Source organism: Paraburkholderia tuberum STM678, assembly GCF_902833905.1.
In the GTDB taxonomy this organism is placed as follows: Bacteria; Pseudomonadota; Gammaproteobacteria; order Burkholderiales; family Burkholderiaceae; genus Paraburkholderia; species Paraburkholderia tuberum.
On record NZ_CADFGP010000020.1, the window covers coordinates 43,319 to 70,221 of the forward strand.

The following is a 26,903-nucleotide window of genomic DNA, read 5'->3' on the forward strand; positions in this document are numbered from 1 at the left end:
GCCCATCAACGGTACTCCGGTTGGTCCCATTACCCCCTTCCTTGATTTTCATGCACCCCGGGCTTCGGCCTTATTCACCATTTTTAGGAAAAAGTAATATGGAAACCGGTACCGTCAAGTGGTTCAACGACGCTAAGGGCTTTGGCTTCATCACTCCGGACGGCGGCGGTGAAGATCTGTTCGCGCATTTCTCGGAAATTCGCACTGAAGGCTTCAAGACGCTGCAAGAAAACCAAAAGGTCACGTTTGAAGTGAAGACGGGCCCGAAGGGTAAGCAAGCGGCTAACATCAAGCCGGTGTAAGCTCCGCGCTTCCTTCTGGACGCAAAAAAACCCCGCCTCGGCGGGGTTTTTTATTACGGCGGCCAATCTGAATGCGCCGATTAACTTCGCGTTACTTCGCAATCCGCGGCGGATTATTTGTTGATTATTCGGGATTATCCGAATACACGCCGCGCATGAATACCGAGGCCAGTCGCCACGCTCGCGAGACGATCGCCGAATACCGCTTGCGCGTCTGGAAACGCCGCGGCCAACGCGCCCGACAGAAACGCGAGGCCGGTCGACCCGCCGGTGAAATAGATCGCGTCGACATCGCGCGGCGCGACGCCGGCCGCCTGCACCGTATCGCGCGCGGCCTGCACGATGCGTCGCGTTTCTTCCTCGCCTGCTTTGACGAGCTGCGCTTCGTCGAACGCGAGACGCAGATCCTCTTCCACCTGCTCGAGATCGATCACGGTTTCGCCGCCCGCCGCCACGCCGATCTTCGCCTCTTCCGCGTGGGCGGCGAGCGCGTGCCCGAAACGCTGCTCGACCACGCGCATCAGCCGGTCGTGGTGCTTTGTCTCCGTGAAAAGGTGCCGCATCAGCGCGAGTTCGCTGACGCGCTTCGGCGTGTAGACGGTGTTGATCAGGTGCCAGGTCGCGAGATCGAAATAAATCCGGTTCGGGATTTCGCGCCCTTGCGGATCGAGCGACTGGTAGCCGAGTTCGCGCAGTATCGTCGCGAGTTCGACGCGGCGGTCGAAGTCCGTACCCGCGACGTGCACGCCGTGGTGCGCGAGCACATCGTCCTTGCGCTCGACGCGCTTCATCCGTTCCGGCCCCACTCGCACGAGCGAAAAGTCCGACGTACCGCCGCCGATGTCCGCCACAAGCACGAGCCCCTCGGCGCTCAGGTGCGATTCGTAGTCGAACGCAGCCGCGATCGGTTCATACTGAAAGTGGATGTCGCGCAAGCCGGCGGTGCGCGCAGCGGCTTCGAGCTGTTGCTGCGCCATCTGGTCGGCGCGCGGGTCGTCGTCGACGAAGAACACCGGGCGGCCCAGCACCGCGCGGTCAATCGCGCCGCCGGCGCTCGCCTCGGCCGCGCGCTTCAGGTGAGTCAGGAACGTCGCGATCACGTCGGTGTACTTGATCGCACTGCCGTCGCCGAGATCGGTCGTATTCTCGGCGAGCGGCGAGCCGAGAATGCTTTTCATCGAGCGCATCAGCCGGCCGTCGAAACCGTCGATGTAAGCAGCGAGCGCCGCGCGCCCGAATTCGCTGGTGTGTTCGTCGGTATTGAAGAAGACCGCGGTGGGCAGCGTCGTGTACGCGCCTTCGACCGGCGCCAGCTTCAGCTGCGGGCCGATCGGAACCGCGACGGCCGAATTGGAAGTACCGAAGTCAATCGCGCAATAGTTCATGGCAGGAATGGCCGCTCACGGCTGGCGCGCAAAGAAAGGGGAGCGGCTTTGTATCACGAAAACTCCGGCAGCATCAACTGAAGCTGCCGGGACGGCCGCAAGATCGATTGAAATCATGGCGCGGAATGCATCTTGCTGCGTCCGACCGGATATGCCGCCCCATTTCGCCATCGAGGAGACTTCGCGTCATGAGCGTGCCGCCCACCGCCGCCGTCGATGACCAGCACGCCACGCTGATCGAAACCGATCTGCCGTCGCGGCTAGACCGTCTGCCGTGGGGCCGCTTTCATACGCTGATCGTGGTTGCGCTCGGCGTGACGTGGCTGCTCGACGGCCTCGAGGTGACGCTTGCCGGCGCGGTCGCGAGCGCGCTGAAAACCAGCCCGGCGCTGCGCTTTTCGAATGCCGAGGTCGGCCTCGCGGGCAGCGCATACATTGCCGGCGCGGTGCTCGGTGCGCTCGGTTTCGGCTGGCTGACCGACCGGCTCGGCCGCCGCAAGCTGTTTTTCGTCACGCTGACGCTGTATCTGGCCGCGACCGCGGCGACCGCGCTGTCGTGGAATCTGATGAGCTTCATGCTGTTCCGCTTCCTGACCGGCGCGGGTATCGGCGGCGAATACACGGCGATCAATTCGACGATCCAGGAATTCACGCCGGCACGCGTGCGCGGCTGGACCGACCTCGGCATCAACGGCACGTTCTGGGTGGGCGCGGGGCTCGGCGCCGCGGGCTCGCTGGTGCTGCTCGATCCGCACCTACTGCCTTCCGACTGGGGCTGGCGCGCGTGTTTTTTCATCGGCGCGGTGCTCGCGCTGGTGATCCTGCCGATGCGCATCTGGATACCCGAAAGCCCACGCTGGTTACTCACGCACGGCGACGAGCGCGACGCCCGCACGATCGTCGAGGGCATCGAGACGCGTTTTCGCGACGCCGGTCACACGCTCGCCGACGACGCCCTCACGCGGCTGCGGCTGCGCGCGCGCGACCATACGCCGTTGCGCGAGGTGTTCCACACGCTGTTCAACGTGCACCGGCGCCGCGCGCTGGTCGGTCTCACGTTGATGACCGCGCAGGCATTCTTCTACAACGCGATCTTTTTCACCTACGCGCTCGTCCTCACCGACTTCTATCACGTGCCGGGCGACGACATCGGCTGGTATCTGCTGCCTTTCGCGCTCGGCAATTTCCTGGGGCCGCTCGTGCTCGGGCGGCTGTTCGACGTGATCGGCCGACGCAAGATGATCGCCGCGACCTACGCGATGTCGGCGATCCTGCTGACGCTGTCCGGCTATCTGTTCGAGCAGCAACTGCTGAGCGTCGTCACGCAGACGGTCGCCTGGATGGTCATTTTCTTCTTTGCGTCGGCGGCCGCGAGTTCCGCGTATCTGACCGTGAGCGAATCGTTTCCGCTCGAAATCCGCGCGCTCGCGATCGCGGTTTTCTATGCGTTCGGCACCGCGCTCGGCGGCATCATCGGGCCGGCGTTTTTCGGTCGGCTGATCGATACGCATCAGCGCAGCGAGGTGTTTTCGGGCTATCTGGTCGGCTCGGCGTTGATGCTCGCGGCGGCGCTCGTCGCGGCGATCTGGGGTGTCGACGCGGAGCGCAAGTCGCTCGAGCATGTGGCCGCGCCGCTGTCCAGCGTGACGGATGGCGAGAACGGCATGGACGGCGCTGCATGAAAAACGCGCGGACCGTGCCGCGCGTGCCTGACCGCTTAGTTGCTCATCGACTGCTTTCTTCCCTTTACGCGAAATCGCGCGGCAAGCGCGGCGAATCCATCGCTCAGAACGCCTTCTTCCAGGCGCCGGCGTACGCGATATCCGCGAGCGCCGCGCGTTGACGCGGCGCCTTCTCGCGTTCGCGCAGGACCGGGTCCAGTTTGTCGACGTCGCCGTAATGGCCGAGCGAGATCATCGCGATCGGCTCGACGTCCTTTGGTAGTTCGAAGGTGGTACGGAACGCGTTCACGTCGAAGCCGCTCATCTGGTGCGCGGCGAGGCCGAGCGCGTGCGCTTGCAGCACCAGCGACATCGCCGCCGCGCCGGCGTCGTAGAACGCGCAGCGGTTTACCTCGCCCTTGTTGGTCAGTGTGTGCGCGGTCACCGCGATCAGCACCGGCGCAAGCGCATTCCAGCCCTGGTTGAACGGCACCAGCGTGGCGAAAGCCTTCTTGAACGCGACTTCGTCGACGCTGCGATCGAATACCACAAAACGCCAAGGCTGCACGTTATATGAAGACGGCGCCCAGCGCGCCGCTTCGAGCACGGCGCGCAACTGATCGCGGCTCACCGGCTCGCTCGAATACGCGCGAGGGCTCCAACGGCCTGCAATCAGCTCGTGAATGGCAACTTCGGTTGAGGCGGGTTTGGTGGCCATGCGCTTCTCTCGGTAGATATTCATGTTCTCCGGGCGGCTGCCCGAGGCCACATAGCATAACGGGCTTTCGGTGCGCGCTCCAAGTTGCGGCGCGGCGCTATGCGTGCTGGCTGAGAAAACGCGCACGGCCCCGTTATGGGGCCGTGCGTCGTTGCTTCGCTGACGGTGAATCCGCGCGGCTCGCGAGGGCGCCTCAGATTGCCTGCGGCGTCGGCACCTTGGCCGGGCGATTGATGCGCAGCACGATCACCGCGGCGATCAGACACAAGCCGCCGGAAATCATCGATGCGACCGTGTAGGTGCCAAGACTCGCGCGCAGCATGCCCGCGCCGAGCGCCGCGAACGCCGCGCCGAGCTGGTGGCCCGCGACCACCCAGCCGAACACGATCGGCGCCGATTCCTTGCCGTAGACGTCGGTCGCAAGACGCACGGTCGGCGGCACGGTGGCGATCCAGTCGAGACCGTAGAACACCGCGAACAGCGGCAGTCCGAAAAAGTCGATGCCGAACGCGTGCGGCAGATACATCAGCGACAGCCCCCGCAGCCCGTAATACCAGAACAGCAGCACGCGGCTATTGAAGCGGTCCGACAGCCAGCCCGACATCGTCGTGCCGAACAGGTCGAACACGCCCATCGCCGCGAGCAACGACGCGCCCTGCACTTCGGTCATCCCGTAGTCGCCGCACATCGCGATCAGATGGGTGCCGACATAGCCATTGGTGCTCGCGCCGCAAATGAAGAAGCTGAAGAACAGCAGCCAGAAGTCGCGCGTTTTGCTCGCCGACGCGAGCGTGCCGAATGCGATCGCGAGCGGATTCTGCCTGGTGACGGTCGTCGTGATGGGCGCGTCATGCGGTTCGCCGTACGGGCGCAGCTGCATGCTGGCCGGATGCTCGGGCAGCAGGAACGCGACGAGCGGAATCACGACGCCCGCCGCGAGCGCGACGACCCACACGACCTGACGCCAGCCGTAATGCTCGGCGATGGCCGCGAGCAGCGGCAGAAACACCAGTTGGCCGGTCGCCGAGCTGGCGGTCAGGATACCCATCACGAGACCGCGGCGCGTCGTGAACCAGCGCGTCACGACCGTCGCCGACAGCGACAGCGCCGCTACCCCGGTCGAGCCGCCGACCATCACGCCCCAGATCAGCACCATTTGCCACGGATGCGTCATCAGCGACGACAGCGCGACACCCGCGGCCATCGCGCCGAGCGCGCTCAGCAGCGTGGGGCGCACACCGAAGCGCTGCATCGCGGCGGCCGCGAACGGCCCCATCAACCCGTACAGCGCGATGTTCACCGAGATCGCGAGCGAAATCGTCGCGCGGCTCCAGCCGAATTGGTGCTCGAGCGGCACCATCATCACGCTCGGTGTCGCTCGCGTACCCGCAGCCGCGAGCAACACCAGGAACACCACAGCGACGGTCAACCAGCCGTAGTGGAAACGCCCGCCTATCAGTCGCGCAGCCCAGTTCATCGATTCTCCCATCGACGCGGCCCCGGTGGCGGCGTCGTTCGTATTTACGGCCTCGGTGAATGACTTGTGACAGATCGGTCACAATTGTGTTGCGATCTTAGTTACTGGTCGGTAACATGTCAAGGCGTCAATCTCATTTGGGTGACTTGCCATGTCCGACAGCGAACCCCCCAAGCCCGCCCCTACTCGTGCGCGGCGCGCGCGCGGCGCACAGACCGCCGGGCCGCAGGCGCAGCTGCATCTGCTGCGCGCGGCCAGCGAGTTGTTCTATCGCGAGGGCGTGCGCACGGTCGGCGTCGATGCGGTGGTCGAGCGCGCGGGCGTGAACAAGATGAGTCTGTACCGGCAGTTTTCGTCGAAGGATGAGCTCGTGATGGCGTATCTGGCGCAGAAGGACGAGCAGTTCTTCCGCTACGTCGAGAAGAGCTTCGCGAAGCATCCTGGCGAGCCGGCGAAGCAGCTTCAGCAGTACTTCGACGACCTCGCGGTGCGCGCCTCGGTCGACGATTACCGCGGCTGCCCGTTCGTGAACGTGTCGGTGGAGTTTTCGGATACCGCGCATCCGGCGCGGCAGTTCGTGTTCCGCAACAAGCAGCGCTTGATGGCGCGCCTCGTCGAACTGTCGACAGCGGCCGGCGCCGGCGATCCGCAAGCGCTGGCCGATGGGCTCGGTCTGCTGATCGAGGGCGTGTACGCGGCGAGCCAGACTTACGGGCCGGGCTGCGGGCCGATCCTCGCCGCGCCGAAAGTCGCCGCGCAGTTGATAGCGGCCGCTTGCGCGGAGAAGCCGGTTCGCTGAGCCAGTCCGTCAGCTGGGTCCTTTAGAATTGCGCGTTTTCCCGTCACATCCGTCCGCCATGCCGTTGCCCGCCGAATCCCACGATGCCGTTATCGCCGCGACCCGTCATTGGCTGACGGAGGCCGTGATCGGCCTGAACCTGTGTCCGTTCGCGAAGGCCGTGCATGTGAAGGGGCAGATTCGCTATGCGGTCAGCGAAGCGGGCACGCTCGAAGCGGTGCTGACCGACCTGGAAGCCGAGCTGCAGACCCTCGTCGTCGCCGACCCCGCCGCCATCGACACGACGTTGCTGATCCTGCCGCGCGCGTTCGAGGACTTTCTCGGCTTCAACGACTGCCTGTTCTTCGCCGACCGGCTCGTTCAGCAGCTACGGCTCGAAGGCGCTATCCAGATCGCGAGCTTTCATCCGCATTACCAGTTCGAAGGCAGCGAGCCCGACGATATCGAAAACTACACGAACCGGGCGCCCTATCCGATCCTGCATCTGCTGCGCGAGGACAGCATCGAGCGGGCCGTGCAGGCCTTTCCCGACGCGGAAGAGATCTACGAGCGCAATCAGGAGACGCTGCGGCGCATTGGCCTCGCGGGCTGGGATGCGTTGATGAAGCGCTAAGTGAAGCGCCAGGTCGCGCCTCAGGCCGGCACGAAAAATCGCTCCTTCAGCGTATCGAGCCCGAGCGCGTCCAGCACTTCGCCGAGCCGCTCAGCGGGCCGGCGCCGCGGCAGGTCCTTGTACTGCGCGATGATCAACTCGTTTTTCATCGAGTGTTCCCAGCCGACCAGCTCGGTCACGCTGACCTGATAGCCATGCGCTTCGAGCTGCAGGCAGCGCAGCACGTTCGTGATCTGGCTGCCGAATTCGCGCGTGTGAAGCGGATGCCGCCAGATTTCCGTCAGCGCGGTCTTCAGAGCCTTGCCCTTGTTCTGCCGCAGCACGCCGGCTACCTCGGCCTGGCAGCACGGCACGACGACGATGTACTTCGCGTGCTTTTCGAGTGCGAAACGGATCGCGTCGTCGGTGGCGGTATTGCACGCGTGCAGCGCGGTCACGATGTCGATTTCGGCGGGCAGCCGCGTCGACGTGATCGACTCCGCCACCGACAGATTCAGAAACGACATCCCCTTGAAGCCGAGCCGCGCCGCCAGCTCTTCGGACTTCGTCACCAGCTCTTCGCGCGTTTCAATGCCGTAAATGTGCGAAGCCCCACCAGCCACATCCTGAAACTCCTTGAAAAACAGGTCGTACAGGATAAAACCGAGGTATGACTTGCCCGCGCCGTGATCGACGAGCGTCAGCGCCCCCTGCTGGTCCTTCAGGTCCTTGAGTAGCGGCTCGATGAACTGGAACAGATGGTAGACCTGCTTCAGCTTGCGACGGCTGTCCTGATTCATCTTGCCGTCGCGCGTGAGGATGTGGAGCTCTTTGAGCAGTTCGACGGACTGATTGGGACGGATTTCGTGGGTTTTGCCGGACATCGTATGGGCCGCCATCAATTGCAGTGCGAACGTGCGACAGATGACGGAAAAAGAGAAAGGTTGCTGCCAGTTTACCCAAAGTGCGGCAATCCCAGCGAGTACGCCGCCCGGGTCACGCGAGACAGGCGGTCCACTGGGAACACTTCCTGCTCGAAAGGCGCTGCGCGGAAGTGTCTCGAGAATGGCTGAAAACAGCTTGAGCGCCGGCTGAGCCTGCGGGTGCAAGCCGCGTCGCCGAAAACAGGAAGCTGTCCGGCCGTGCAACCGGACACGCGAACCGGATGCATGTGGGGAGAGCGGCCCCGCAACAAGGGGCGAACGTTACGTAACCAGCAGCGGCCGGCTTTGCAACGGGTCGCGCGCTCGGATGATCACAGAAGAGGCGGCAATGGATACGGTACCCAACGGAAATGTCGAACAGAAGTTTCAGGAAATGATGGCGAAGCTCACCGCCGCGCCGGCATGGTCGGAGAAACAGCAACTCGAACTGGAGATGGCTCGCGACATCTCCACGGAAATGCTGCGGCTCGCCGAGGTCATGCGTGACGGCAACGTCGACCTCGAGACCTGCCTGACGATGCTCAAGTACGCCAAGGTGCTCGACTTCGTGATGACGACGCTCGCGTCGCGACGCGACATCAAGCCGCAGACGTTGCGGGTGATCTTCAAGCTCGCCGGGCTGAAGGTCGATGAGGCGTATCCGGGTTAGCGCGTCGGCATGCTGGTTAGATTGGCTTGGTATCGCGTTTCTCGTGTCACCACAAGACTGCTGCAACACGCCCGCACGCGGGCGGCTGGATGCCGCTCGCGACGCGGGCTTCCACACTCCCCTTCCACGGGTCTCTCAAGCGTGCCGCGCCTCGACGGGCGGCGTTCCCTCATGAAATAGCGTCTTCAGCTGCTCGCGCAGCTCCGGCGAATCCGCGTGCTTGTGAACGCTGACGGCATGCTGGACCGCGGCTTCGAGCAGTTCGCCGTCGCTGTCGGCGGATAGCGCGACAGTGCAGTTCGTTTCGCTCGGAAACTCGCGACAGTCGATATATTTGCGGGTCATGGCAATCTCCTTGAACCAGACGATCGACTCTTCCACCGATTCAACAGGCGCTTCGCGTCGGCTGCCGGCGCGCGGCAGTGAAGCGCGCCGCAGCGGCTGCGTCGCAAGCGACGTGATTGGGGATTGACGCGAGGAACGACGCGAACGGCGTCCGATGGAAGATGTTTGAAAAGTATAGGTCGCGTGCGGCGCGGGCCAAGCGGTGAACGCGATGCGCAACGGCCGGGAGAAAGACTGAATCCAGTATTTTCCGGTCTGGGGCGATCGAGCCCGGTCGCCTGGCCGAATAGCCGCCTGTTTGCCAGTACCGAGCACAGTTCGACAGAGTTTGTCGGCGTTTGCCGCGCGCCGCGCGCGGTGTGACAATAGCGCCCTTCGCGCCGCCTATCCGTTCGGTCACCGCGGCGCACCGCCTTTTCTCCCCGTTGATCCGCTGAACCGCATGTCATTCTCGCTCGATTCCGCCCGCGTCGCCGTGATCGGCGGCGGCCCCGCCGGCCTGATGGCCGCGGAGACGCTTGCCGGGCACGGCGTGCAAGTCCACGTATATGACGCGATGCCGTCGGTCGGCCGCAAATTCCTGATGGCGGGCAAAGGCGGCATGAACATCACGCATTCGGAAGCCCTCGCGCCGTTTCTCGAGCGCTACGGCTCGCGCCGCGAGCGCATCGCGCCGTTACTCGACGCGTTCGGTCCCGACGCGCTGCGCACATGGTTGCGCGAGTTGGGCGTCGAGACGTTCGTCGGCAGTTCGGGGCGCGTATTTCCGTCCGACATGAAGGCCGCGCCGATGCTGCGCGCGTGGCTGCATCGGCTGCGCGAAGCGGGTGTGCAGTTTCATATGCGTCACAAGTGGAGCGGCTGGGCGTCAACATCCGAAGACGGTGCCGCCCACGCGTTGCGCTTCGACACGCCCAACGGTGAGCAGACGATCAGCTGCGACGCGGTCGTGTTCGCGCTCGGCGGCGCCAGTTGGCCGCGTCTCGGCTCCGACGCCGCGTGGGTGCCGCTGATGACGTCGCGCGACGTGCCGGTGACGCCGCTGCGTCCCGCGAACTGCGGCTTCGACGCGGACTGGAGCCCGTATCTGCGCGAGCGTTTCGCGGGTCAGCCGATCAAGACGGTCGCGATTTCCGTCACCGGTGTAGACGGAAAAGTCCACAATCGACAAGGTGAAATACTTTTGACCGAAACGGGCCTCGAAGGGAGCCTGATTTACGCGTTGTCGGCGCCGATCCGCGAGCGGATTCTCGCCGGCGGCGAGGTCACGATCGCGCTGGATCTCGCGCCCGGCTTGCCGCTCGAGCGAATCGTGGAGGAAGTGACGCGGCCGCGCGGCTCACGCTCGATCGCGAGTCATCTGCACGGGCGAATCGGAATCGGCGGGGTCAAGCTGGCGTTGCTGCACGAGATTCTGTCGAAAGAAGCCTTCGCCGATGCACGCGGCCTCGCCCACGCGATCAAGGCGCTGCCGATGCGACTGCTGCGCGCGCGACCGATCGAGGAAGCGATCAGTACCGCGGGCGGAATCCCGTTCGAGGCGTTGGACGCGCATCTGATGATCGACCGGATGCCCGGCGCATTCTGCGCGGGCGAAATGCTCGATTGGGAGGCGCCGACCGGTGGTTATCTGTTGACCGCCTGCTTTGCCAGCGGGCTGGTCGCTGGCCGGGGCGCGTGCGCGTATCTGGAAGCGCACGGCACGTCGGCGTGACGCGCGCAGTCGCCGTCACCGCGCCTTGAGCCGCCACAACGACGTGACCTCGGCCGCTCGCGCAACATACAACGGATCGTTCTGATCGCTGGCCTTCGGATGCCGTGGACGAATGTCCTCGCGTCCCACGACACTGAGCCCCGCGTGCTCGATCGCCGCGAGCAGCCACTCGCGCGTCCGCAGTCCAAGGTGCTCGGCGAAATCCGAAATGATCAGCCAGCCCTCGCCGCCCGGCGTCAGATGATCGGCGAGGCCGTTCAGGAAGCCGACCAGCATGCGGCTGTCCGGATCGTAGATCGCGTATTCGAGCGGCGACGCGGGCCGCGCCGGCACCCACGGCGGATTGCAGACGACGAGCGGTGCCCGACCGTCCGGAAACAGATCGGCCTGTACGATCTCGACCTGCTCGGCGCAACCAAGACGCGCGAGATTTTCACGAGCACACGCAAGCGCGCGCGCATCCTGGTCCGTCGCGACGATCTTGCGCACGCCGCGTTTGGCCAGCAGCGCGGCCAGCACGCCAGTGCCGGTGCCGATATCGAACGCGAGGTCCAACGACGGCAGCGGCGTGCGCGCGACCAGATCGACGTACTCGCCGCGCACCGGTGAGAACACACCGTAGTGCGGATGGATGCGCTCGCCGAGCGCCGTAATCTCGACGCCCTTCTTGCGCCATTCGTGCGCGCCGATCAAACCGAGCAACTCGCGCAACGACACGATCGACGCGTCACCGCTCCCCGGTCCATAAGCTTCGATGCAGGCCTGCCGCACGTCGGGCGCGCGACGCAGCGGAATGGCGTAGTCGGCATCGAGCGGAATCAGGATCATGCCGAGCGTGCGCGCGCGCTGCGACTGCGCCTGCCGATGCTGGTTGAACGCGTCGAGCGGTGTGGCTCCCTGCTTGCGCGGCTTGCGTTCGAGCCGGCGCGTGACGGCCTGCAGCAGTTGGCGCGCGTTCTGGAAGTCGCCGCGCCACAGCAGCGCGGTGCCTTCGCAGGCGAGGCGGTAGGCCGAATCGGCGGTGGTGCGGTCGTCAGCGACGACGACGCGCTTCGGCGGTGGCACGGCCGCCTCGGAACGCCAGCGTGCGGTGCGCGGGCCGTCGGCTTCTGGCCAGGTGAGAGTTGCGGGGCTGGTCATGGTGCAATGGAGTCGATGTGACGTCGCCGGCGACGTGGACCGCGGCAGCGGACCGGAATGTCCGGCGGCTGCCCGCCATCCCGGGCGACGCCCGAATAGTAACGTACCGCCGCCGTGCGGATTCGCGGCGCGGCATGAATTGGTGACGGTGATGAGGTGAGTCTAGACGCACCGAAAGTAGACAATAATGTCTACAATCGACAAGGTGAAAGAGATACCATGATTTTTGAGCCATCGCGCGGCTCATCTCACGCTGCCTTCGCACGTTTTGACGTGCGTGAAACCCTCGTCGCAAACAAGCCTGGCCAAGGCTTCGGTGATCGGCATCAGCAACGATCCGGGCAATTTCCACCGAAAAAAGAAAAACCCCGCTAAAGCGTGTGCTTCGACGGGGTTTTCTAGCATTTCCAGTTACTGCTGATAAAGCAATCTGGTGCCGGCTGCAGGACTCGAACCCGCCACCTCATGATTACAAGTCAAGCGCTCTACCTGATGAGCTAAGCCGGCATGAGGCCGTGATTCTACTTCATTTCACGATCTTAAGGCGAGCCCTTCCGCCGCCTTTCGAGCCATCGTCGTCGGGCTGCGGTTTGTCGTCGGCGTCGGTGGCCTCGACAGGGTCGGCGGGGGCGGTTTCGACGGCGCGCGGAGCCGCCGGCGTGTCAGCTTCGTCCGCGGCATCCGCGCCCGAATCCTGAGCCTCGCCGCCCGCCGATTCGACCGGGAACGCCATACCCTGGCCGTTCTCGCGCGCGTAGATCGCAAGAATATTGGCGACCGGCACTTCGATCTTGTGGGACTTGCCGGAGAAGCGCGCGTTGAACTCGATCCACTCGTTGCCCATCTGCAGCTGGCTGGTCGCCTCGAAGCTGATGTTCAACACGATCTCGTTGTCGCGCACGAACTGACGTGGCACGCGCGTCTGATTGTCGACGCGGACCGCGATATGCGGTGTGTAGCCGTTATCCGTGCACCACTCGTAGAGCGCGCGCAACAGATAAGGCTTCGTGGAAATCTCTTGCATCAACAGTCCTCTTGCGGGCGCGGTCGCGCATCGAAGCGATGCGGCGTCCGCGCTCCAAAGCCAAACTCAACGACGCATCACCTTTTCCGACGGCGTCAGCGCTTCGATATAAGCCGGGCGGCTGAAAATGCGCTCGGCGTACTTCATCAGCGGCGCGGCGTTCTTCGACAGTTCGATACCGTAGTGGTCAAGGCGCCAAAGCAGCGGTGCGATCGCGACGTCGAGCATCGAGAACTCTTCGCCGAGCATGTACTTGTTCTTCAGGAAGATCGGCGCGAGCTGCGTCAGGCGATCGCGGATCGCGAGGCGCGCCTTCTCGTGATTCTTCTCCGCTGCCTTGCCCTTCTCGTTTTCGAGCGTGCCGACGTGGACGAACAGCTCTTTCTCGAAGTTGAGCAGGAACAGGCGGGCACGCGCGCGCTGGACCGGATCGGCCGGCATCAGCTGCGGGTGCGGGAAGCGCTCGTCGATGTACTCGTTGATGATGTTCGATTCGTACAGAATCAGGTCCCGTTCGACGAGAATCGGCACCTGACCATACGGATTCATCACGGCGATGTCTTCCGGCTTGTTGAACAGGTCGACGTCGCGGATCTCGAAGTCCATGCCCTTTTCGAACAACACCAGCCGGCAACGCTGGGAGAACGGGCAAGTAGTGCCGGAATACAGAACCATCATGTTTACGTTTCCTCAAAAAGCTGAAGGGCCAGCGCGCGGAAAAACCGTTCAGCAGGTTTTTCCTGGCGCCGGCCCCACGCCATGTAGCGGCGTGATTATTTGATATGTTTCCAGTACGCGGCGTTCAGTCGCCAGGCGAAAAAGCTCAGGATACCGAGGAACAACAGCACCCACACGCCAAGTTGCCTGCGGGTTTGCTGCGTCGGTTCGGACATCCATGACAGGTACGACACGAGGTCGGCCACAGCAGAATCATAATCTACCGGCGACATCGTCCCCGGAGTCAGTTGCTGGAAGCCGAGGAATTTGTGTACTTTTTCGCCGGTTCTTTCGTCGGTTTCGTCGCCGAATTGCGCCGCACGCTGCCCCTGAAGCTGCCACAGCACGTGAGGCATGCTCACGTTTTGGTACACCAGATTGTTCCAGCCGGTCGGCCGCGTATCGTCGCGGTAAAAACTCCGCAGATACGTGTAAAGCCAGTCCGTGCCGCGCGCCCGCGCCTCCACCGACAGATCCGGCGGCGTCGCCCCAAACCACGCTTTCGCGTCCTCCGGGCGCATCGCCACGGTCATCGTGTTGCCGACCTTGTCGGTGGTGAACAGCAGGTTCGCCCGGATTTCGTTCGGCGTGATGCCGAGATCAGTCAGGCGGTTGTAGCGCATCAGGTTCGCGCTGTGGCAATTCAGGCAGTAGTTTACAAACAATTGCGCGCCGCGCTGCAAAGAAGCGAAATTGTTCGTGTTGTCCGGCGCGCGATCGAGCGGGAAATTCTCGTCCGCGTGAACCGGAGCGGCCAACAGCGCAAGCACGGTCGCGCCGACCAGCGCGCACATCGAAAGCAGTTTTTTCATCTTCATGTTCTCCTGGCTCGCGATTAGTGAGGCTTGAACCGCACCCGCTCGGGCGGCTGCTTGAACTTGCCAAGCCGGGTCCAGAAGGGCATGCCGAGGAAAAACGCGAAGTAGATCAGCGCGCAGATCTGGGCGATCAGCGTCGCGGCCGGCGATGGCGGTCGCGTGCCGAGGAAGCCGAGCGTCAGGAACGCGATCACGAAGATCCCGAAGAAAACCTTGTGGAAGAACGGCCGGTAGCGAATAGACCTGACCGGCGACCGGTCCAGCCACGGCAGGAAGAACAGCGAAATCACCGCGCTGCCCATCACCACGACGCCCCAGAACTTCGATTCGGTGAACACCATCGCGACGATCACCAGCACCGCAAGCAGCGGCAGACCGAGCTTCCACTTGCCGCGCGCGCGCACGAGCGCCAGCAACCCGAGTAGCGCGATGACGATCATCAGCACGATCTTGAATGGATCGGTGGTGGCGCGCAGCATCGCATAAAAGGCGGTGAAGTACCACACAGGCGCAATTTCCGGCGGCGTCTGCAGCGGGTTCGCGGGGATGAAGTTGTTGGCTTCAAGGAAGTACCCACCCATTTCCGGCGCGAAGAAGATGATCGCCGCGAAGATCAGCAGGAAGATCGTTACGCCCATGAAGTCGTGCACCGAGTAGTACGGGTGGAACGGAATGCCGTCGAGCGGCACGCCATCCGGCCCCTTCTTCGCCTTGATCTCGATGCCGTCCGGGTTGTTCGAGCCGACTTCGTGCAGCGCGACGAGGTGGGCGATCACGAGGCCGATCAGCACCAGCGGAATCGCGATCACGTGGAACGCGAAGAAGCGGTTCAGCGTGACGTCAGAGACCACGTAGTCGCCGCGAATCCATAGCGACAGATCCGGCCCGATGAACGGAATCGCCGAGAACAGGTTCACGATCACCTGCGCGCCCCAGAACGACATCTGGCCCCACGGCAGGAGGTAGCCGAAGAACGCCTCGGCCATCAGGCTCAGGAAAATCAGGCAGCCGAAAATCCAGACGAGTTCGCGCGGCTTGCGGTACGAGCCGTACAGGAGCCCGCGGAACATGTGCAGATACACGACGACGAAAAACATCGACGCACCCGTCGAGTGCATGTAGCGGATCAGCCAGCCCCACGGCACCTCGCGCATGATGTACTCGACCGACGAAAACGCGAGCGTCGCGTCGGGCTTGTAGTTCATCGTCAGGAAAATGCCGGTGACGATCTGGTTGACCAGCACCAGCAACGCAAGCGAACCGAAGAAGTACCAGAAGTTGAAGTTCTTCGGCGCGTAGTACTCGGAAACGTGCTTCTTCCACGTGGCAGTCATCGGGAAGCGCTGGTCGATCCAACCAGCCAGCCCGGTCGTCTCTACTTCGTGTTCGCTCGCCATTACGCTTCTCCTTTTTCGTCCTTCCCGATCACAAGGGCCGTCGCCGACGTGAACATGAAGCGCGGGATGTCGAGGTTCTGCGGAGCGGGTTTGTTCTTGAAGACGCGGCCGGCCATGTCGTAGGTCGAGCCGTGGCACGGGCACAGGAAACCGCCGGGCCAGTCGTCGGGGAGATTCGGCTGCGGGCCTTCCTGGAAGCGCGGCGTCGGCGTGCAGCCCAGATGCGTGCAAACGGCGACGGCAACCAGCAGATGCTTGTTCTCGGCGCGTGAACGGAATTCGTTGTTGCAGTAGTCCGGCAGCGGCATCGAAAACGGATTCAGCGAGTGGGGGTCCGCTACCTGGCTGTCGGCTTTTTGAACATCGGCGAGCATGCGGTCCGTGCGGTTGATGATCCACACCGGCTTGCCGCGCCAGGCGACCGTCATCATGTCGCCGGGCTTCAGACCACTGATATCGACTTCGACCGGGGCACCTGCGGCCTTGGCCTTTTCGGATGGTGCAAAGGAACTAACAAAGGGTACGACAACGGCAACACCTCCTATGCCGCCTGCTACGGTCGTCGCTACCAGCCAGTTACGGCGGCTGCCATCGACGCGTTCCTCTTCTTTGTCTCGCATCACACGCCCCACTTCTGAGTTGGATTTTTCCTTCACGTCGCTTCTACCGCCGCTAGTTTGCTCGAATGGAGTCGCCATTTACAAGGGCCGATTGCCAAAAACCGTGCGAAGCCCTTGATAACTCAGGGTTTGTCCGTACCGATCGCAAACTTTTTCGCACTTCCTTTTAAGTGCCTTCTGCGGTATTCCTGCCTTGTTCTTCGTTAATGCAATTCGCAATTCAAACGGGATTGGGGATATCGATAAACAGATGTTCGATATCGAACGATTCGGACAGATGCTTGCCCACCGCCTGCACGCCGAAGCGCTCGGTCGCGTGGTGGCCAGCCGCCAGAAACGCGACGCCGCTTTCCGCCGCCGTATGCATCACCGACTCCGATACCTCGCCGGTCACGTAGACGTCGACACCCGCGTTGATCGCCGCGTCGAACATCCCTTGCGCGGCGCCCGTGCACCAGCCGACGCGGCGCAGCTCCATATCCGGATCGCCGAACACGAGCGGCGTGCGGCCCAGTGTCTGCGCGATTTCCGCGGTGAGGTGCGACAGCGTGATCGGCATTGGCAGCGTGGCGAGCCAGCCGAGATCGTTGTCGCCGAAACGCGCGTCGCTGATCCAGCCCATCTTTTCGCCGATCTGCGCGTTGTTGCCGAACTCGGGATGATCGTCGAGCGGCAGATGGTAGGCGAACAGGTTCAGGTCGTTGGCGAGCAGCAGCTTCAAACGAGCATGTTTGCGGCCGGTGATCTGCGGTGCCTCGTTGCGCCAGAAGTAGCCGTGATGGACCAGCACGGCGTCCGCGCCCCAGTCGAGCGCGGCCTCCAGGAAGGCCACCGACGCGGTCACGCCGGTCGCGAGCTTGTTGATCCGGCGGCGTCCTTCGACCTGCAATCCATTCGGGCAATAGTCCTTGAAGCGCGCGGTTTCAAGGAGATTGTTCAAGTACAATTCAAGTTCAATCCGATCCATATAGACCTCTAGTCTTCAGATGCTTAGACGCTTCTGGCTGTTATTTGCCCAAGCGGTGACGGTGCTGTTGGCGCTGATGTTCATCATTGCGACCCTCAAACCGCAGTGGCTGCAGCGTCAAGGACAATTCGGCAGACAACTCGCCGAACCGATCGTCGCGCTACGGGAAGTGGCGCCTGGCATCGGCACTGGCCATGCCGAAACGTCCTATGCCGAAGCGGCGCAAAAGGCCATGCCCGCGGTCGTCAACGTGTTCTCCAGCAAGGATGGCTCGCTACCTCCCGACCCGCGCGCCAAAGACCCGCTGTTCCGCTACTTCTTCGGCGACAGGAACAATCGCAAGCAGCAGGAGCAGCCTGCCTCGAATCTCGGCTCAGGCGTGATAGTGAGTTCGGAAGGTTACATTCTAACGAACCAGCACGTCGTCGACGGCGCCGATCAGATCGAAATCGCGCTCGCCGATGGCCGCACCGCCAGCGCGAAGGTCATCGGCATCGACCCCGAAACCGATCTGGCCGTGCTCAAGGTCAATATGACCAATCTGCCCACCATCACGCTCGGCCGGATGGACCAGACCCGCGTCGGCGACGTCGTGCTCGCGATCGGCAATCCGTTCGGCGTCGGGCAGACCGTAACGATGGGCATCGTCAGCGCGCTCGGCCGCAACCATCTCGGCATCAATACGTTCGAAAACTTCATCCAGACCGACGCCCCGATCAACCCCGGCAATTCGGGCGGTGCGCTCGTCGACGTGAACGGCAACCTGCTCGGCATCAACACCGCAATCTACTCGCGCTCGGGCGGCTCGCTCGGCATCGGCTTCGCGATTCCGGTGTCGACCGCGCGCAGCGTGCTCGAGAGCATCATTACGACCGGCACGGTCACGCGCGGCTGGATCGGCGTCGAACCGCAGGACGTCACGCCGGAAATCGCGGAGTCGTTCGGGCTCGATCAGAAGTCGGGCGCTATTGTCGCGGGCGTGCTGAAAAGCGGCCCGGCCGACCGTGCGGGCATCAAGCCCGGCGACATCCTGACGAGCGTAAACGGCCAGGTTATCACCGATACCACGCGTCTGTTGAACGTGATCGCGCAGATCAAGCCCGGTACGGCGGCGAAAGTGCATCTGGTGCGCAAAGGTCATCAGATCGATCTCGACGTGATGATCGGCAAACGCCCGCCGCCGCCGAAGCAGGCGCCAGACGATAACGGCGGCGATCAGCCGGATGACGAAGGCGGTTGAAGTAATGCCGCGATTCCACGCAATGAATAAGGGCAGTCCGCCATGAACTGCCCTTTTTCATTTGACACCCGGCACTGACTCGCGGCACTTCAACTAGACGGCGGCGGACTCGCATCCTCCACGACCACCGGCTGCTTGCCGACGATCAACCGCGCCGCGACGATGCCAGCTTCGTACAGCAGAATCAGCGGAACCGCGAGGATCAGCTGCGAAAACACGTCCGGCGGCGTTACGACGGCCGACACCACGAACGCGCCGACGATCACATACGGCCGGATCTCCTTCAGCTTCTTCAGCTTCACCACGTTCATCCGCACCAGCAGCACGACGACGATCGGTACCTCGAACGTGACGCCGAACGCGATGAACATCGTCAGCACGAAGCTCAGGTAATTGTTGATATCGGTTGTCATCTCCGCGCCAAGCGGCGCATTGTAGTGCGCCATCACGCGGAAGATGGTCGGAAACACGACGAAGTACGCGAACGCCATGCCGCACAGGAACAGCGTGTAGCTGCTCGCGACGAGCGGCGCGACGAGCTTCTTCTCGTGCTGATAGAGCCCAGGCGCGACGAACGCCCAGATCTGGTACAGCACGACCGGCAGCGCGATCACGAAGGCGACCAGCATCGTCACCTTCATCGGCACGAAGAACGAGCCGGTGACGTCGGTGACGATCATCTTGCCGTCCTTCGGCAGATTCATCATCAGCGGACGGGCGAGCAGTTTGAAGATGTCCGGCGCCCAGTACACGAGCCCGATGAACACGAGGACGACGGCGAGCCCCGCACGGATGATGCGGTCACGCAGTTCGACGAGGTGGGAAATGAAGGTCTCTTCAGTGCCTTCGCTCTGGGATTGCTGGGGGTCGCTCACACCGGCCCTCGGTTGGGGATTGTCGATCTGAACATCAGAAAAACCGCGTCGGACGACGCAGGTTGGCAGGTGTGTGCCGCGCAACGCGCGCGGCGCCCGACTGCACGCGCGTGCGCCGCAGGCTCGCTCGCTTGTACCAGGTGGGCGTGGCGCTCTGCTGGACGCGCCAGGTCTTGCGTTTGGGCGCGGCGGCCGGCGTACTGACGGGCCACGAGGTGGCACCCGCGCTGCCGCTGGCCCCGCTGCCGGCGTCTTCGAGCGCGCCGCCGGCGATGCTCGGCGATACCGACGTACCGCTATTCCATGCTTCGTTCAGTTCATTCTCGTGCTTGCGCAGATTGTCCTGAACCGCCGTTTCGACATTGCTCGCGGCCTTCTCGAACTCGGTCTTCATGCGCCGCAATTCGTCGAGCTCGATTTCGCGCGTGACTTCGGCCTTAACGTCGTTGATGTACCGCTGTGCGCGGCCGAACAGCGCGCCGGCCGTGCGAGCGACACGCGGCAGGCGCTCAGGCCCGAGGACGACCAGCGCGACGACGCCGATCAGCGCCATCTTGGTTAGACCGAGGTCCAGCATGAAGTGGAATGTCCGTCAGAAACGCGGGAACGGCGCGAAGGCCGCGGCTTAGCGGTAATCGCTCGATTGCTGCGTCTTTTCCTTCGCTTCGACGTCCACCGCGCCGTTGCGCGGCAGCTCGCGCTGCTGCTGTTGCGCGTCGGCCGACGACGAATCGGCTTCCTTCATGCCTTCCTTGAAGCCCTTCACGGCGCCGCCCAGATCGCTGCCGATGTTGCGCAGCTTCTTCGTGCCGAACACGAGCGCGACGATCAACAGAACGATCAACCAATGCCAAATACTCAACGAACCCATGACTACTCTCCTTAACCCCGGCGCCGCATCTTGATGCGGCCAATTTGCATAACCTGAAGCGCGTGCGCTTCGTCTCGATATATCTCTACGTTACATCAGGCTGCACCGCCTCGCTCGCAATGCGGCCATCTTCGCCTGTCATTGTGGCCACACGATCGCGTCGACGTTATTACACAGCGGTAAAAACAACGACGGCGCTATTGTCCCCGACCAAAACTCGCGGCGGTGCGCACTTGCCACGCAGCGCGCCTGACGCGTGATCCGGCGCTCAGCCCATGCGTTGCCAGGGACGCGGTCCCGCGAGAATGTGCGCGTGCAGGTGATACACCTCCTGACCACCGCCCGGACCGGTATTGATTACCGTGCGAAAGCCCGTTTCGCCGCCGTGATAGGCGACCCCCAATTGTTCGGCCAGTCGCGCGGCCAGGACAAGCATTCTACCAAGCAGAGGCGCGTCGCTTTCCGTGCAGTTCGACAGCGTTGCAATGTGCTTGCGAGGAATCACCAGCACATGCGTTTCGGCCGCCGGACGGATGTCGCGGAAGGCGACGAACTCGTCGTCTTCGTGGACCCTGGTCGACGGGATTTCGCCAGCGGCAATCTTGCAGAAAAGGCAGTTCGGATCGTGACTCATCGTATTCCTGACGCGGTATGACTTGGGCGAGCGAAGCCGCCCGCGCCGAGCTTCGATCCGAAAGCCGGCCCGCCCATACGGACCGGCTGGCGCTCAGACCCAACTGGCCGGATTCGCGAACGACTTGTTATCGTACAGATACAGCCAGCCTTTGATAATACGGTACAACATCCATATGCTGACTGCCCACAGCACCGGAATGCCGATCACGACGAGCAGCAGCAACGCGCCGATCGCGTAACCGACGAGGCCCAGCCAGAACGTGCGGATCTGCCATTCGAAGTGCGCTTCGTACGGCGTGCCGGCCACGTCCGACCGTTTGACGTAGTTGATGATGATCGCGACCAGAACGGTGAGCCCGCCGGTCAGCCAGTGGACCGCATACAGCGCGTACAGCACGTGCGTGAGCGTGCGCAGGCTGCGCTCGCGCTCAGGCTCCATCGCGTGGCGGTAGACCGGCGGCGGATAGCTTCCCTGCGGCTGTTCCATGCTTGCGTCCTCCCGGAGGTGCGGTTACCGCTATATTGGTGCCGGCGCGCGCGACTTCAAGCGGAAACACCAGGTTTCCGCTCCGGCTGCTCAGTCGCCGTTTTCCTCGCGCTCGCGGCTCTTGCGCAGCGCCTTTTCCTCGATGCCCGACAGGCCTTCGCGACGCTCGAGTTCGGCGATCACGTCGGCGGGGCTCAGATCGAAATGCGACAGCATCACGAGGCAGTGGAACCACAGGTCCGCAACCTCGCCGACCAGCGCCTTCGGTGCGCCGCCCTGGCGCACGTCCTTCGCGGCCAGCACGACTTCGGTGGCTTCTTCGCCGATCTTTTTCAGCACCGCGTCGTCGCCCTTGTGGAACAGGCGCGATACATACGAGATGTCCGGATCGCCGCCCTTGCGGTTGTCGATCACCGCCGCGAGGCGCAGCAGCGTGTCGAGCGTGGAAGCCGTGGCGGGCGACGGGTTTTGCGTGGATTGCGTCATTTGTAGATGTGTTCGGGGTCTTTCAGCACGGGATCGACGGCCTGCCAGTCGCCATCGTCCACCGAGCCTTCGAATTTCTGGAAAAAGCACGAGTGGCGGCCGGTATGGCACGCGATGCCCGATACCTGCTCGACTTTCAGCAGCACGACGTCTTCGTCGCAATCGAGTCGCACTTCATGCACATGCTGCACGTGGCCCGACTCCTCACCCTTGAACCACAGGCGCTGGCGCGAGCGCGAGAAATACACCGCGCGGCCGGTCTCGACGGTCTTCGCGAGGGCCTCGCGGTTCATCCACGCGAACATCAGCACGTCGTTCGTCGACGCTTCCTGCGCAATCACCGGCACGAGGCCGTTCGCGTCCCACTTGACCTTGTCGAGCCAGTTCACTGCCGAAGGATTCGTCACGTCACAACCTCACCGAAATGCCCTGATCGGCCATGAAGCGCTTGGCCTCGCCGACCGTGTGTTCGCCATAGTGGAAGATGCTCGCGGCGAGCACCGCGTCCGCGTGACCGCTCTTGATGCCATCGGCGAGATGCTGCAGATTGCCGACGCCGCCCGAGGCGATCACCGGCACCGGCACCGCGTCCGACACCGCGCGAGTCAGCGCGAGGTCGAAGCCGCTCCTGGTGCCGTCGCGATCCATGCTTGTCAACAGGATTTCGCCCGCGCCCAACTCGGCCATCTTGCGCGCCCATTCGACCGCATCGAGACCGGTGGCCTTGCGCCCGCCGTGCGTGAACACTTCCCAGCGCGGCGTTTCGCCGTCGGCCGACACGCGCTTCGCATCGATCGCGACGACGATGCACTGCGAGCCGTATTTGTCGGTCGCGTCCTTCACGAGTTGCGGATTCGCTACCGCCGACGAGTTCATGCTGATCTTGTCTGCGCCCGCGTTCAGCAGGCGCCGCACGTCTTCGACCGCGCGCACGCCGCCGCCGACCGTCAGCGGAATGAACACCTGCGAAGCGACCGCCTCGATGATCGGCAGAATCAAGTCGCGCTGATCCGAGGTCGCGGTGATGTCGAGGAACGTCAGTTCGTCGGCGCCCTGATCGTCGTAACGGCGCGCGATTTCGACCGGGTCGCCCGCGTCGCGCAGTTCGACGAAGTTGACGCCCTTGACCACGCGGCCCGCGGTGACGTCGAGACAGGGGATGATGCGTTTAGCTAGAGCCATGATCGTGCAATTCTGCCAATACCGCTGATGAGGCCGCTCGCTTGCGGGCAAGCGGCACGGTGCCGGCGCGAGCGGTTGCGTCGCGCCGCGAGTGAGGTGCCGGCCGGAAGCTGGCGAGGTTCCGGGCGCTGAATCGTGCGACGCGCGTTACAGGCAAGCCATCGTTCGACCGAGCGCCGCAAGCCGACACGAGCGCAACGCCGGCGGCCCGCGCAACCTGCCCAGCACGCGCAGCCGACGCCGTGCTTAAGCGTCGTCCGCTTCGCGCAGCTTGTCCGCGAGCGTCTGCGCGGCCGCGAAGTCGAGGTCGCCCGAATAGATCGCGCGGCCGCAGATTACGCCCTCGATGCCCTCGCCTTCGACTTCGCACAGCGATTCGATGTCCGCGAGGTTCGACAGACCGCCGCTCGCGATCACCGGAATCTTGACCGCGCGCGCAAGGCGCACCGTCGCTTCGATGTTGATGCCTTGCAGCATGCCGTCACGGCCGATGTCGGTGTAGATGATCGACTCGCAGCCGTAGTCCTCGAACTTGCGCGCGAGGTCGGCCACTTCGTGACCGGTCAGCTTGCTCCAGCCGTCGGTGGCGACTTTGCCGTCTTTCGCGTCGAGGCCGACGATGATGTGACCGCCGAACGCGGTGCACGCGTCCTGCAGAAAGCCGGGGTTCTTCACCGCGGCCGTGCCGATGATCACGTACGACAAACCGTCGTCCAGATAGCGCTCGATCGTGTTCAGGTCGCGGATGCCACCGCCCAACTGAACCGGAATCGCGCCGCCCACTTCATCGATGATCGCCCGGATTGCATCGCCGTTCTTCGGCTTGCCGGCGAACGCGCCATTCAGATCGACGAGATGCAGACGACGCGCGCCGCGGTCGACCCAATGTCGGGCCATTGCCGCCGGTTCCTCGGAGAAAATCGTCGCCTGGTCCATATCGCCCTGTTTGAGGCGTACACACTGACCGTCTTTCAGGTCGATGGCGGGAATCAGCAGCATAGCAATCGGGTGTTATCTGGGAGTGGATTGAAGGTCGGCGGCAGCGGCTGGCGAGTCAGCCCGCCGCAATACCGTCTCGCTAGTTTAGTACAACTCGTTCGGCGCTCCAGTGGGGCGCCGGTCGGATGCGGGACCGCGGCACCGCGCGACGCGCGCGCGGCAACGGGATGAAAAAAGGCGTTCACGGGTTCCAGTGCACGAAGTTGCGATACACGCGCAAACCCGCCTCGGCGCTCTTTTCAGGGTGGAATTGGGTGGCAAAGATGTTATCCCGCGCTACCGCCGAGGTAAAGGGCACGCCGTAGACCGTTTCGCCCGACGTATGCGCCGGGTTGTCCGGAACCACGTAGTAGCTGTGCACGAAGTAGAAGAACGCGTTGTCGGCGACACCGTCCCACAGCGGATGCGGCTGCGCCTGACGCACGCGGTTCCAGCCCATCTGCGGGACCTTGAAGCGCGAGCCGTCGTCCTGCACCTGGCCTTCGAGCTCGAAGCGCACCGCCTTGCCGGGCAACAGACCCAGACCCGGCGTGTCGCCCTCGGCGCTCCAGTCGAACAGCATCTGCTCGCCGACGCACACGCCCATCAGCGGCTTGCTGCGCGACGCCTCGACGACCGCTTCCTGCAAACCGGACGCGCCGAGACTGCGCATGCAGTCGGGCATCGCACCCTGCCCCGGCAGCACCACGCGGTCGGCCGAGCGGATCGCTTCCGGACGATCGACGATCGTCACGTCCGCTTCCGGCGCCGCTTTACGCAGTGCCTGGGCAACCGAGCGCAGGTTGCCCATTCCGTAATCCACAATCGCTATCGAAGTTTTCATTTCAAGTTTGGCCGCTCTGCCCTCGATCCATCGATGCCGCCGCGCGGCGTCAAACGACGTGCCGGCAAATGCGGTCCTGCCCGATGAATCGCCTGAAGGTGAGTGGCCTGAAGACGTTGGAGGCGGTGAAACCCGTGTTAAAGCCTGCTACGGCCGTTACGTTAGAGGCTGCCCTTGGTCGACGGAATCTGTCCGGCCGCGCGCTCGTCGAGTTCGACGGCCATGCGCAACGCACGCCCGAATGCCTTGAACACCGTTTCGAGCTGATGGTGCGCGTTGATGCCACGCAGGTTGTCGATGTGCAGCGTCACGCCGGCATGGTTCACGAAGCCGCGGAAGAATTCGATCGACAGGTCGACGTCGAACGTGCCGATGCGCGCGCGCGTGAACGGCACGTGAAATTCGAGGCCCGGACGGCCGGAAAAATCGATCACGACGCGCGACAGCGCTTCGTCGAGCGGCACGTAGGAATGGCCGTAGCGGCGGATGCCCTTGCGATCGCCGATCGCCTTCGCGACGGCCTGGCCGAGCGTGATGCCGGTGTCTTCGACCGTGTGATGGTCGTCGATATGCAGGTCGCCATGCGCTTCGATCTCGAGGTCGAACAACCCGTGGCGGGCGATCTGGTCGAGCATGTGGTCCAGGAACGGCACACCGGTGGCCAGCTTCTGCTGGCCGGTGCCGTCCAGGTTGATCTTCACACGGATCTGCGTTTCGCTGGTGTTGCGAACGACTTCCGCAAGGCGCATGGCAATTCCTCGAATCTGGCTTAAAAGCGCTAGTAATGTGGGATGGACAAACTGGCGGGCTGCTCAGTGCAGCCGTTCAACGCAGCGGCTCAGTGCCGCCGCTCGATGCGGCGGGTTACCGCAACACGAGTTTCAGGCCGGCAAGCAACTGGGCGTTCTCGTTCGGCGAACCGACGGTCAAACGCACGCAATTGGCCAGCAATGGATGCATTTTACTCACGTTTTTGATCAGAATCCGCGCCGTTAGCAGGGTTTCGAACAATACCGACGCATCGGGCACCCGCACGAGCAGGAAGTTGCCCGCGCTAGTGAACACTTCGGCGCCCGGCAGCGCGGCCACCGCCTGCGCGAGTTTCTCGCGTTCGTCGCGCAATTGCGCGGCCTGCGCATCGAGCACGCCGATGTGGTCGAGCAGGAAATCAGCGGCGGCCTGCGTCAGCACGTTGGTGTTGTACGGCGGGCGGACCTTGTCGAACTCGGTCAGCCACGCGGGCTTGCCGACCAGGAAACCGAGGCGAATGCCGGCGAGGCCCAGCTTCGACACCGTGCGCATCACGACGACGTTGTCGAACTGGTCGGCGCGCGGCAGCCAGCTCTTCTGCGCGAACGGCTGATACGCCTCGTCGATCACGACGAGGCTCTTGCCCGCCGCGGCGATGACGCGCTCGATTTCGGCGTCATCGAACAGCGTGCCGGTCGGGTTGTTCGGATACGCGAGATAGATGATCGCCGGTTCATGCTCGGCGATCGCCGCGAGCATCGCGTCGGTATCGAGCGTGAAGTCGGCTTTGAGCGGCACGCCGACGAATTCGAGATTCGCCAGCTTCGCCGACATCTGATACATGACGAAGCCCGGCACCGGCGCGAGCACCTTCGCGCCCGGCTTCGCGCACGCGACCGACATGATGCTGATGATTTCATCCGAGCCGTTGCCGAGCAGCACGTCGCACCCAGCCGGCACGCCCATCACGTGACGAATGCGCTCGATCAACTGCTCGGGGCGCGGCGCCGGATAACGGTTCAACGCGACGCCGGCCAGGCGCTCGCCGAGATGCGCGGCAAGTTCCGGCGGCAGCGGAAACGGGTTTTCCATCGCGTCGAGCTTGATGAAGCCGGTGGCGTCCGGAACCGGATAGCTCGTCATTGCGAGCACGTCGCTGCGGATGATGTCTTGAGGTGTCGTCATAGGTTCGGGGGCCGGGCCCGGGCGAAAGACGCCGGGGCGGCGTCGTCGGCGTGGGGCGCTCGGGTTGGTCTCTGTCGTCGTTATTGAATGGGGCGGGTGG

Annotated in this window: 31 protein-coding genes and 1 tRNA gene; 7 read left to right on the forward strand and 25 right to left on the reverse strand. The window is 63.5% G+C overall.

The genetic code is table 11. The features are described from left to right. Positions 1 to 98: 98 nt before the first annotated feature. A complete protein-coding gene (locus HWY30_RS18845; RefSeq protein WP_007180251.1) occupies positions 99 to 302 on the forward strand; it encodes a cold-shock protein in 204 nt (67 codons plus the stop codon). A 134-nt stretch (positions 303 to 436) separates the two neighbouring features. Here the strand turns inward: HWY30_RS18845 and HWY30_RS18850 are convergent, their stop codons facing one another. Then, positions 437 to 1,687, reverse strand: a complete 1,251-nt coding sequence (locus HWY30_RS18850) for an Hsp70 family protein (RefSeq protein ID WP_090802057.1) — start codon at positions 1,685 to 1,687, stop codon at positions 437 to 439. 188 nt (positions 1,688 to 1,875) lie between these two features. Between HWY30_RS18850 and HWY30_RS18855 the strand changes: the two genes are divergently transcribed. Further along, a complete protein-coding gene (locus HWY30_RS18855) occupies positions 1,876 to 3,369 on the forward strand; it encodes an MFS transporter (protein WP_090802058.1) in 1,494 nt (497 codons plus the stop codon). A 103-nt stretch (positions 3,370 to 3,472) separates the two neighbouring features. Here the strand turns inward: HWY30_RS18855 and HWY30_RS18860 are convergent, their stop codons facing one another. Then, positions 3,473 to 4,090 (reverse strand): nitroreductase family protein, encoded by a 618-nt coding sequence (locus HWY30_RS18860; protein ID WP_090802060.1) that lies wholly within the window; start codon positions 4,088 to 4,090, stop codon positions 3,473 to 3,475. A gap of 169 nt (positions 4,091 to 4,259) precedes the next feature. Next, positions 4,260 to 5,543: an MFS transporter gene (locus HWY30_RS18865; protein ID WP_090802061.1), complete on the reverse strand. Its 1,284-nt coding sequence runs from the start codon at positions 5,541 to 5,543 to the stop codon at positions 4,260 to 4,262. A gap of 151 nt (positions 5,544 to 5,694) precedes the next feature. Here HWY30_RS18865 and HWY30_RS18870 point away from each other — a divergent pair, with 151 nt between their 5' ends. Continuing rightward, complete coding sequence (locus HWY30_RS18870; RefSeq protein ID WP_090802063.1) at positions 5,695 to 6,342, forward strand: TetR/AcrR family transcriptional regulator; 648 nt, start codon at positions 5,695 to 5,697, stop codon at positions 6,340 to 6,342. Between the two features lie 58 nt (positions 6,343 to 6,400). Then, entirely contained in the window at positions 6,401 to 6,955 is a 555-nt protein-coding gene (locus tag HWY30_RS18875; protein WP_090802065.1) for a DUF1415 domain-containing protein, read from the forward strand. Between the two features lie 20 nt (positions 6,956 to 6,975). On the opposite strand, the gene HWY30_RS18880 is transcribed toward HWY30_RS18875, so the two are convergent. Beyond that, the gene (locus HWY30_RS18880) at positions 6,976 to 7,818 is read right to left on the reverse strand and encodes a class I SAM-dependent methyltransferase (protein WP_090805485.1); all 843 of its coding nucleotides are present in this window, start codon (positions 7,816 to 7,818) and stop codon (positions 6,976 to 6,978) included. Between the two features lie 388 nt (positions 7,819 to 8,206). On the opposite strand from HWY30_RS18880, the gene HWY30_RS18885 reads away from it, so the two are divergent. Continuing rightward, the gene (locus HWY30_RS18885; RefSeq protein ID WP_090802066.1) at positions 8,207 to 8,527 is read left to right on the forward strand and encodes a type II toxin-antitoxin system HicA family toxin; all 321 of its coding nucleotides are present in this window, start codon (positions 8,207 to 8,209) and stop codon (positions 8,525 to 8,527) included. A 135-nt stretch (positions 8,528 to 8,662) separates the two neighbouring features. Here the strand turns inward: HWY30_RS18885 and HWY30_RS18890 are convergent, their stop codons facing one another. Continuing rightward, entirely contained in the window at positions 8,663 to 8,872 is a 210-nt protein-coding gene (locus tag HWY30_RS18890) for a DUF1059 domain-containing protein (RefSeq protein ID WP_090805487.1), read from the reverse strand. Between the two features lie 442 nt (positions 8,873 to 9,314). Between HWY30_RS18890 and HWY30_RS18895 the strand changes: the two genes are divergently transcribed. Further along, the gene (locus tag HWY30_RS18895; protein WP_090805489.1) at positions 9,315 to 10,586 is read left to right on the forward strand and encodes a TIGR03862 family flavoprotein; all 1,272 of its coding nucleotides are present in this window, start codon (positions 9,315 to 9,317) and stop codon (positions 10,584 to 10,586) included. A 15-nt stretch (positions 10,587 to 10,601) separates the two neighbouring features. Here the strand turns inward: HWY30_RS18895 and HWY30_RS18900 are convergent, their stop codons facing one another. From HWY30_RS18900 to HWY30_RS18935, 8 genes are all read right to left on the reverse strand, one after another. Then, positions 10,602 to 11,726 (reverse strand): methyltransferase, encoded by a 1,125-nt coding sequence (locus tag HWY30_RS18900; RefSeq protein ID WP_090802068.1) that lies wholly within the window; start codon positions 11,724 to 11,726, stop codon positions 10,602 to 10,604. Positions 11,727 to 12,157: 431 nt separating this feature from the next. Further along, a tRNA-Thr gene (locus HWY30_RS18905) sits at positions 12,158 to 12,233 on the reverse strand. A gap of 19 nt (positions 12,234 to 12,252) precedes the next feature. Next, on the reverse strand, positions 12,253 to 12,750 hold the full coding sequence (locus tag HWY30_RS18910; protein ID WP_090802069.1) for a ClpXP protease specificity-enhancing factor: 498 nt from the start codon (positions 12,748 to 12,750) through the stop codon (positions 12,253 to 12,255). Positions 12,751 to 12,816: 66 nt separating this feature from the next. Beyond that, positions 12,817 to 13,428 (reverse strand): glutathione S-transferase N-terminal domain-containing protein, encoded by a 612-nt coding sequence (locus HWY30_RS18915; RefSeq protein WP_006052302.1) that lies wholly within the window; start codon positions 13,426 to 13,428, stop codon positions 12,817 to 12,819. A 95-nt stretch (positions 13,429 to 13,523) separates the two neighbouring features. Further along, on the reverse strand, positions 13,524 to 14,279 hold the full coding sequence (locus HWY30_RS18920; RefSeq protein WP_090805491.1) for a cytochrome c1: 756 nt from the start codon (positions 14,277 to 14,279) through the stop codon (positions 13,524 to 13,526). A gap of 23 nt (positions 14,280 to 14,302) precedes the next feature. Further along, a complete protein-coding gene (locus HWY30_RS18925) occupies positions 14,303 to 15,682 on the reverse strand; it encodes a cytochrome b (protein WP_090802071.1) in 1,380 nt (459 codons plus the stop codon). Beyond that, positions 15,682 to 16,302, reverse strand: a complete 621-nt coding sequence (petA, locus tag HWY30_RS18930) for a ubiquinol-cytochrome c reductase iron-sulfur subunit (RefSeq protein ID WP_090802072.1) — start codon at positions 16,300 to 16,302, stop codon at positions 15,682 to 15,684. The genes HWY30_RS18925 and petA overlap by 1 nt, the downstream gene beginning before the upstream one ends. A gap of 220 nt (positions 16,303 to 16,522) precedes the next feature. Next, complete coding sequence (locus HWY30_RS18935; protein ID WP_090802074.1) at positions 16,523 to 17,269, reverse strand: Nif3-like dinuclear metal center hexameric protein; 747 nt, start codon at positions 17,267 to 17,269, stop codon at positions 16,523 to 16,525. A gap of 19 nt (positions 17,270 to 17,288) precedes the next feature. Between HWY30_RS18935 and HWY30_RS18940 the strand changes: the two genes are divergently transcribed. Beyond that, entirely contained in the window at positions 17,289 to 18,509 is a 1,221-nt protein-coding gene (locus tag HWY30_RS18940; protein WP_090802075.1) for a Do family serine endopeptidase, read from the forward strand. Between the two features lie 89 nt (positions 18,510 to 18,598). On the opposite strand, the gene tatC is transcribed toward HWY30_RS18940, so the two are convergent. From tatC to hisC, 12 genes are all read right to left on the reverse strand, one after another. Then, positions 18,599 to 19,384 (reverse strand): twin-arginine translocase subunit TatC, encoded by a 786-nt coding sequence (gene tatC, locus HWY30_RS18945; protein WP_090802077.1) that lies wholly within the window; start codon positions 19,382 to 19,384, stop codon positions 18,599 to 18,601. 34 nt (positions 19,385 to 19,418) lie between these two features. Continuing rightward, the gene (gene tatB, locus HWY30_RS18950; RefSeq protein WP_090802078.1) at positions 19,419 to 19,961 is read right to left on the reverse strand and encodes a Sec-independent protein translocase protein TatB; all 543 of its coding nucleotides are present in this window, start codon (positions 19,959 to 19,961) and stop codon (positions 19,419 to 19,421) included. A gap of 48 nt (positions 19,962 to 20,009) precedes the next feature. Beyond that, positions 20,010 to 20,255: a Sec-independent protein translocase subunit TatA gene (gene tatA / locus HWY30_RS18955; protein ID WP_090802080.1), complete on the reverse strand. Its 246-nt coding sequence runs from the start codon at positions 20,253 to 20,255 to the stop codon at positions 20,010 to 20,012. A 268-nt stretch (positions 20,256 to 20,523) separates the two neighbouring features. Beyond that, entirely contained in the window at positions 20,524 to 20,889 is a 366-nt protein-coding gene (locus HWY30_RS18960; RefSeq protein ID WP_090802081.1) for a histidine triad nucleotide-binding protein, read from the reverse strand. A gap of 93 nt (positions 20,890 to 20,982) precedes the next feature. Further along, positions 20,983 to 21,378 carry a DUF4870 family protein gene (locus HWY30_RS18965; RefSeq protein ID WP_090802083.1) on the reverse strand — a complete coding sequence of 132 codons (396 nt, stop codon included), beginning with the start codon at positions 21,376 to 21,378 and terminating at the stop codon, positions 20,983 to 20,985. A gap of 90 nt (positions 21,379 to 21,468) precedes the next feature. Beyond that, positions 21,469 to 21,864 (reverse strand): phosphoribosyl-ATP diphosphatase, encoded by a 396-nt coding sequence (locus HWY30_RS18970; protein ID WP_090802085.1) that lies wholly within the window; start codon positions 21,862 to 21,864, stop codon positions 21,469 to 21,471. Next, complete coding sequence (hisI, locus tag HWY30_RS18975; RefSeq protein ID WP_090802086.1) at positions 21,861 to 22,271, reverse strand: phosphoribosyl-AMP cyclohydrolase; 411 nt, start codon at positions 22,269 to 22,271, stop codon at positions 21,861 to 21,863. Before hisI ends, HWY30_RS18970 begins: the two co-directional genes overlap by 4 nt. 1 nt (position 22,272) lies before the next feature. After that, positions 22,273 to 23,046, reverse strand: coding sequence for an imidazole glycerol phosphate synthase subunit HisF (gene hisF, locus HWY30_RS18980; protein WP_090802088.1), 774 nt, complete (start codon positions 23,044 to 23,046; stop codon positions 22,273 to 22,275). A 246-nt stretch (positions 23,047 to 23,292) separates the two neighbouring features. Then, the gene (gene hisA / locus HWY30_RS18985) at positions 23,293 to 24,045 is read right to left on the reverse strand and encodes a 1-(5-phosphoribosyl)-5-[(5-phosphoribosylamino)methylideneamino]imidazole-4-carboxamide isomerase (protein ID WP_090802089.1); all 753 of its coding nucleotides are present in this window, start codon (positions 24,043 to 24,045) and stop codon (positions 23,293 to 23,295) included. A gap of 181 nt (positions 24,046 to 24,226) precedes the next feature. Continuing rightward, positions 24,227 to 24,868, reverse strand: coding sequence for an imidazole glycerol phosphate synthase subunit HisH (hisH, locus tag HWY30_RS18990; protein WP_090802091.1), 642 nt, complete (start codon positions 24,866 to 24,868; stop codon positions 24,227 to 24,229). 161 nt (positions 24,869 to 25,029) lie between these two features. Then, entirely contained in the window at positions 25,030 to 25,617 is a 588-nt protein-coding gene (gene hisB, locus HWY30_RS18995; RefSeq protein ID WP_013090696.1) for an imidazoleglycerol-phosphate dehydratase HisB, read from the reverse strand. Between the two features lie 115 nt (positions 25,618 to 25,732). Further along, positions 25,733 to 26,803 (reverse strand): histidinol-phosphate transaminase, encoded by a 1,071-nt coding sequence (gene hisC / locus HWY30_RS19000; protein WP_090802092.1) that lies wholly within the window; start codon positions 26,801 to 26,803, stop codon positions 25,733 to 25,735. Positions 26,804 to 26,903: the final 100 nt, after the last annotated feature.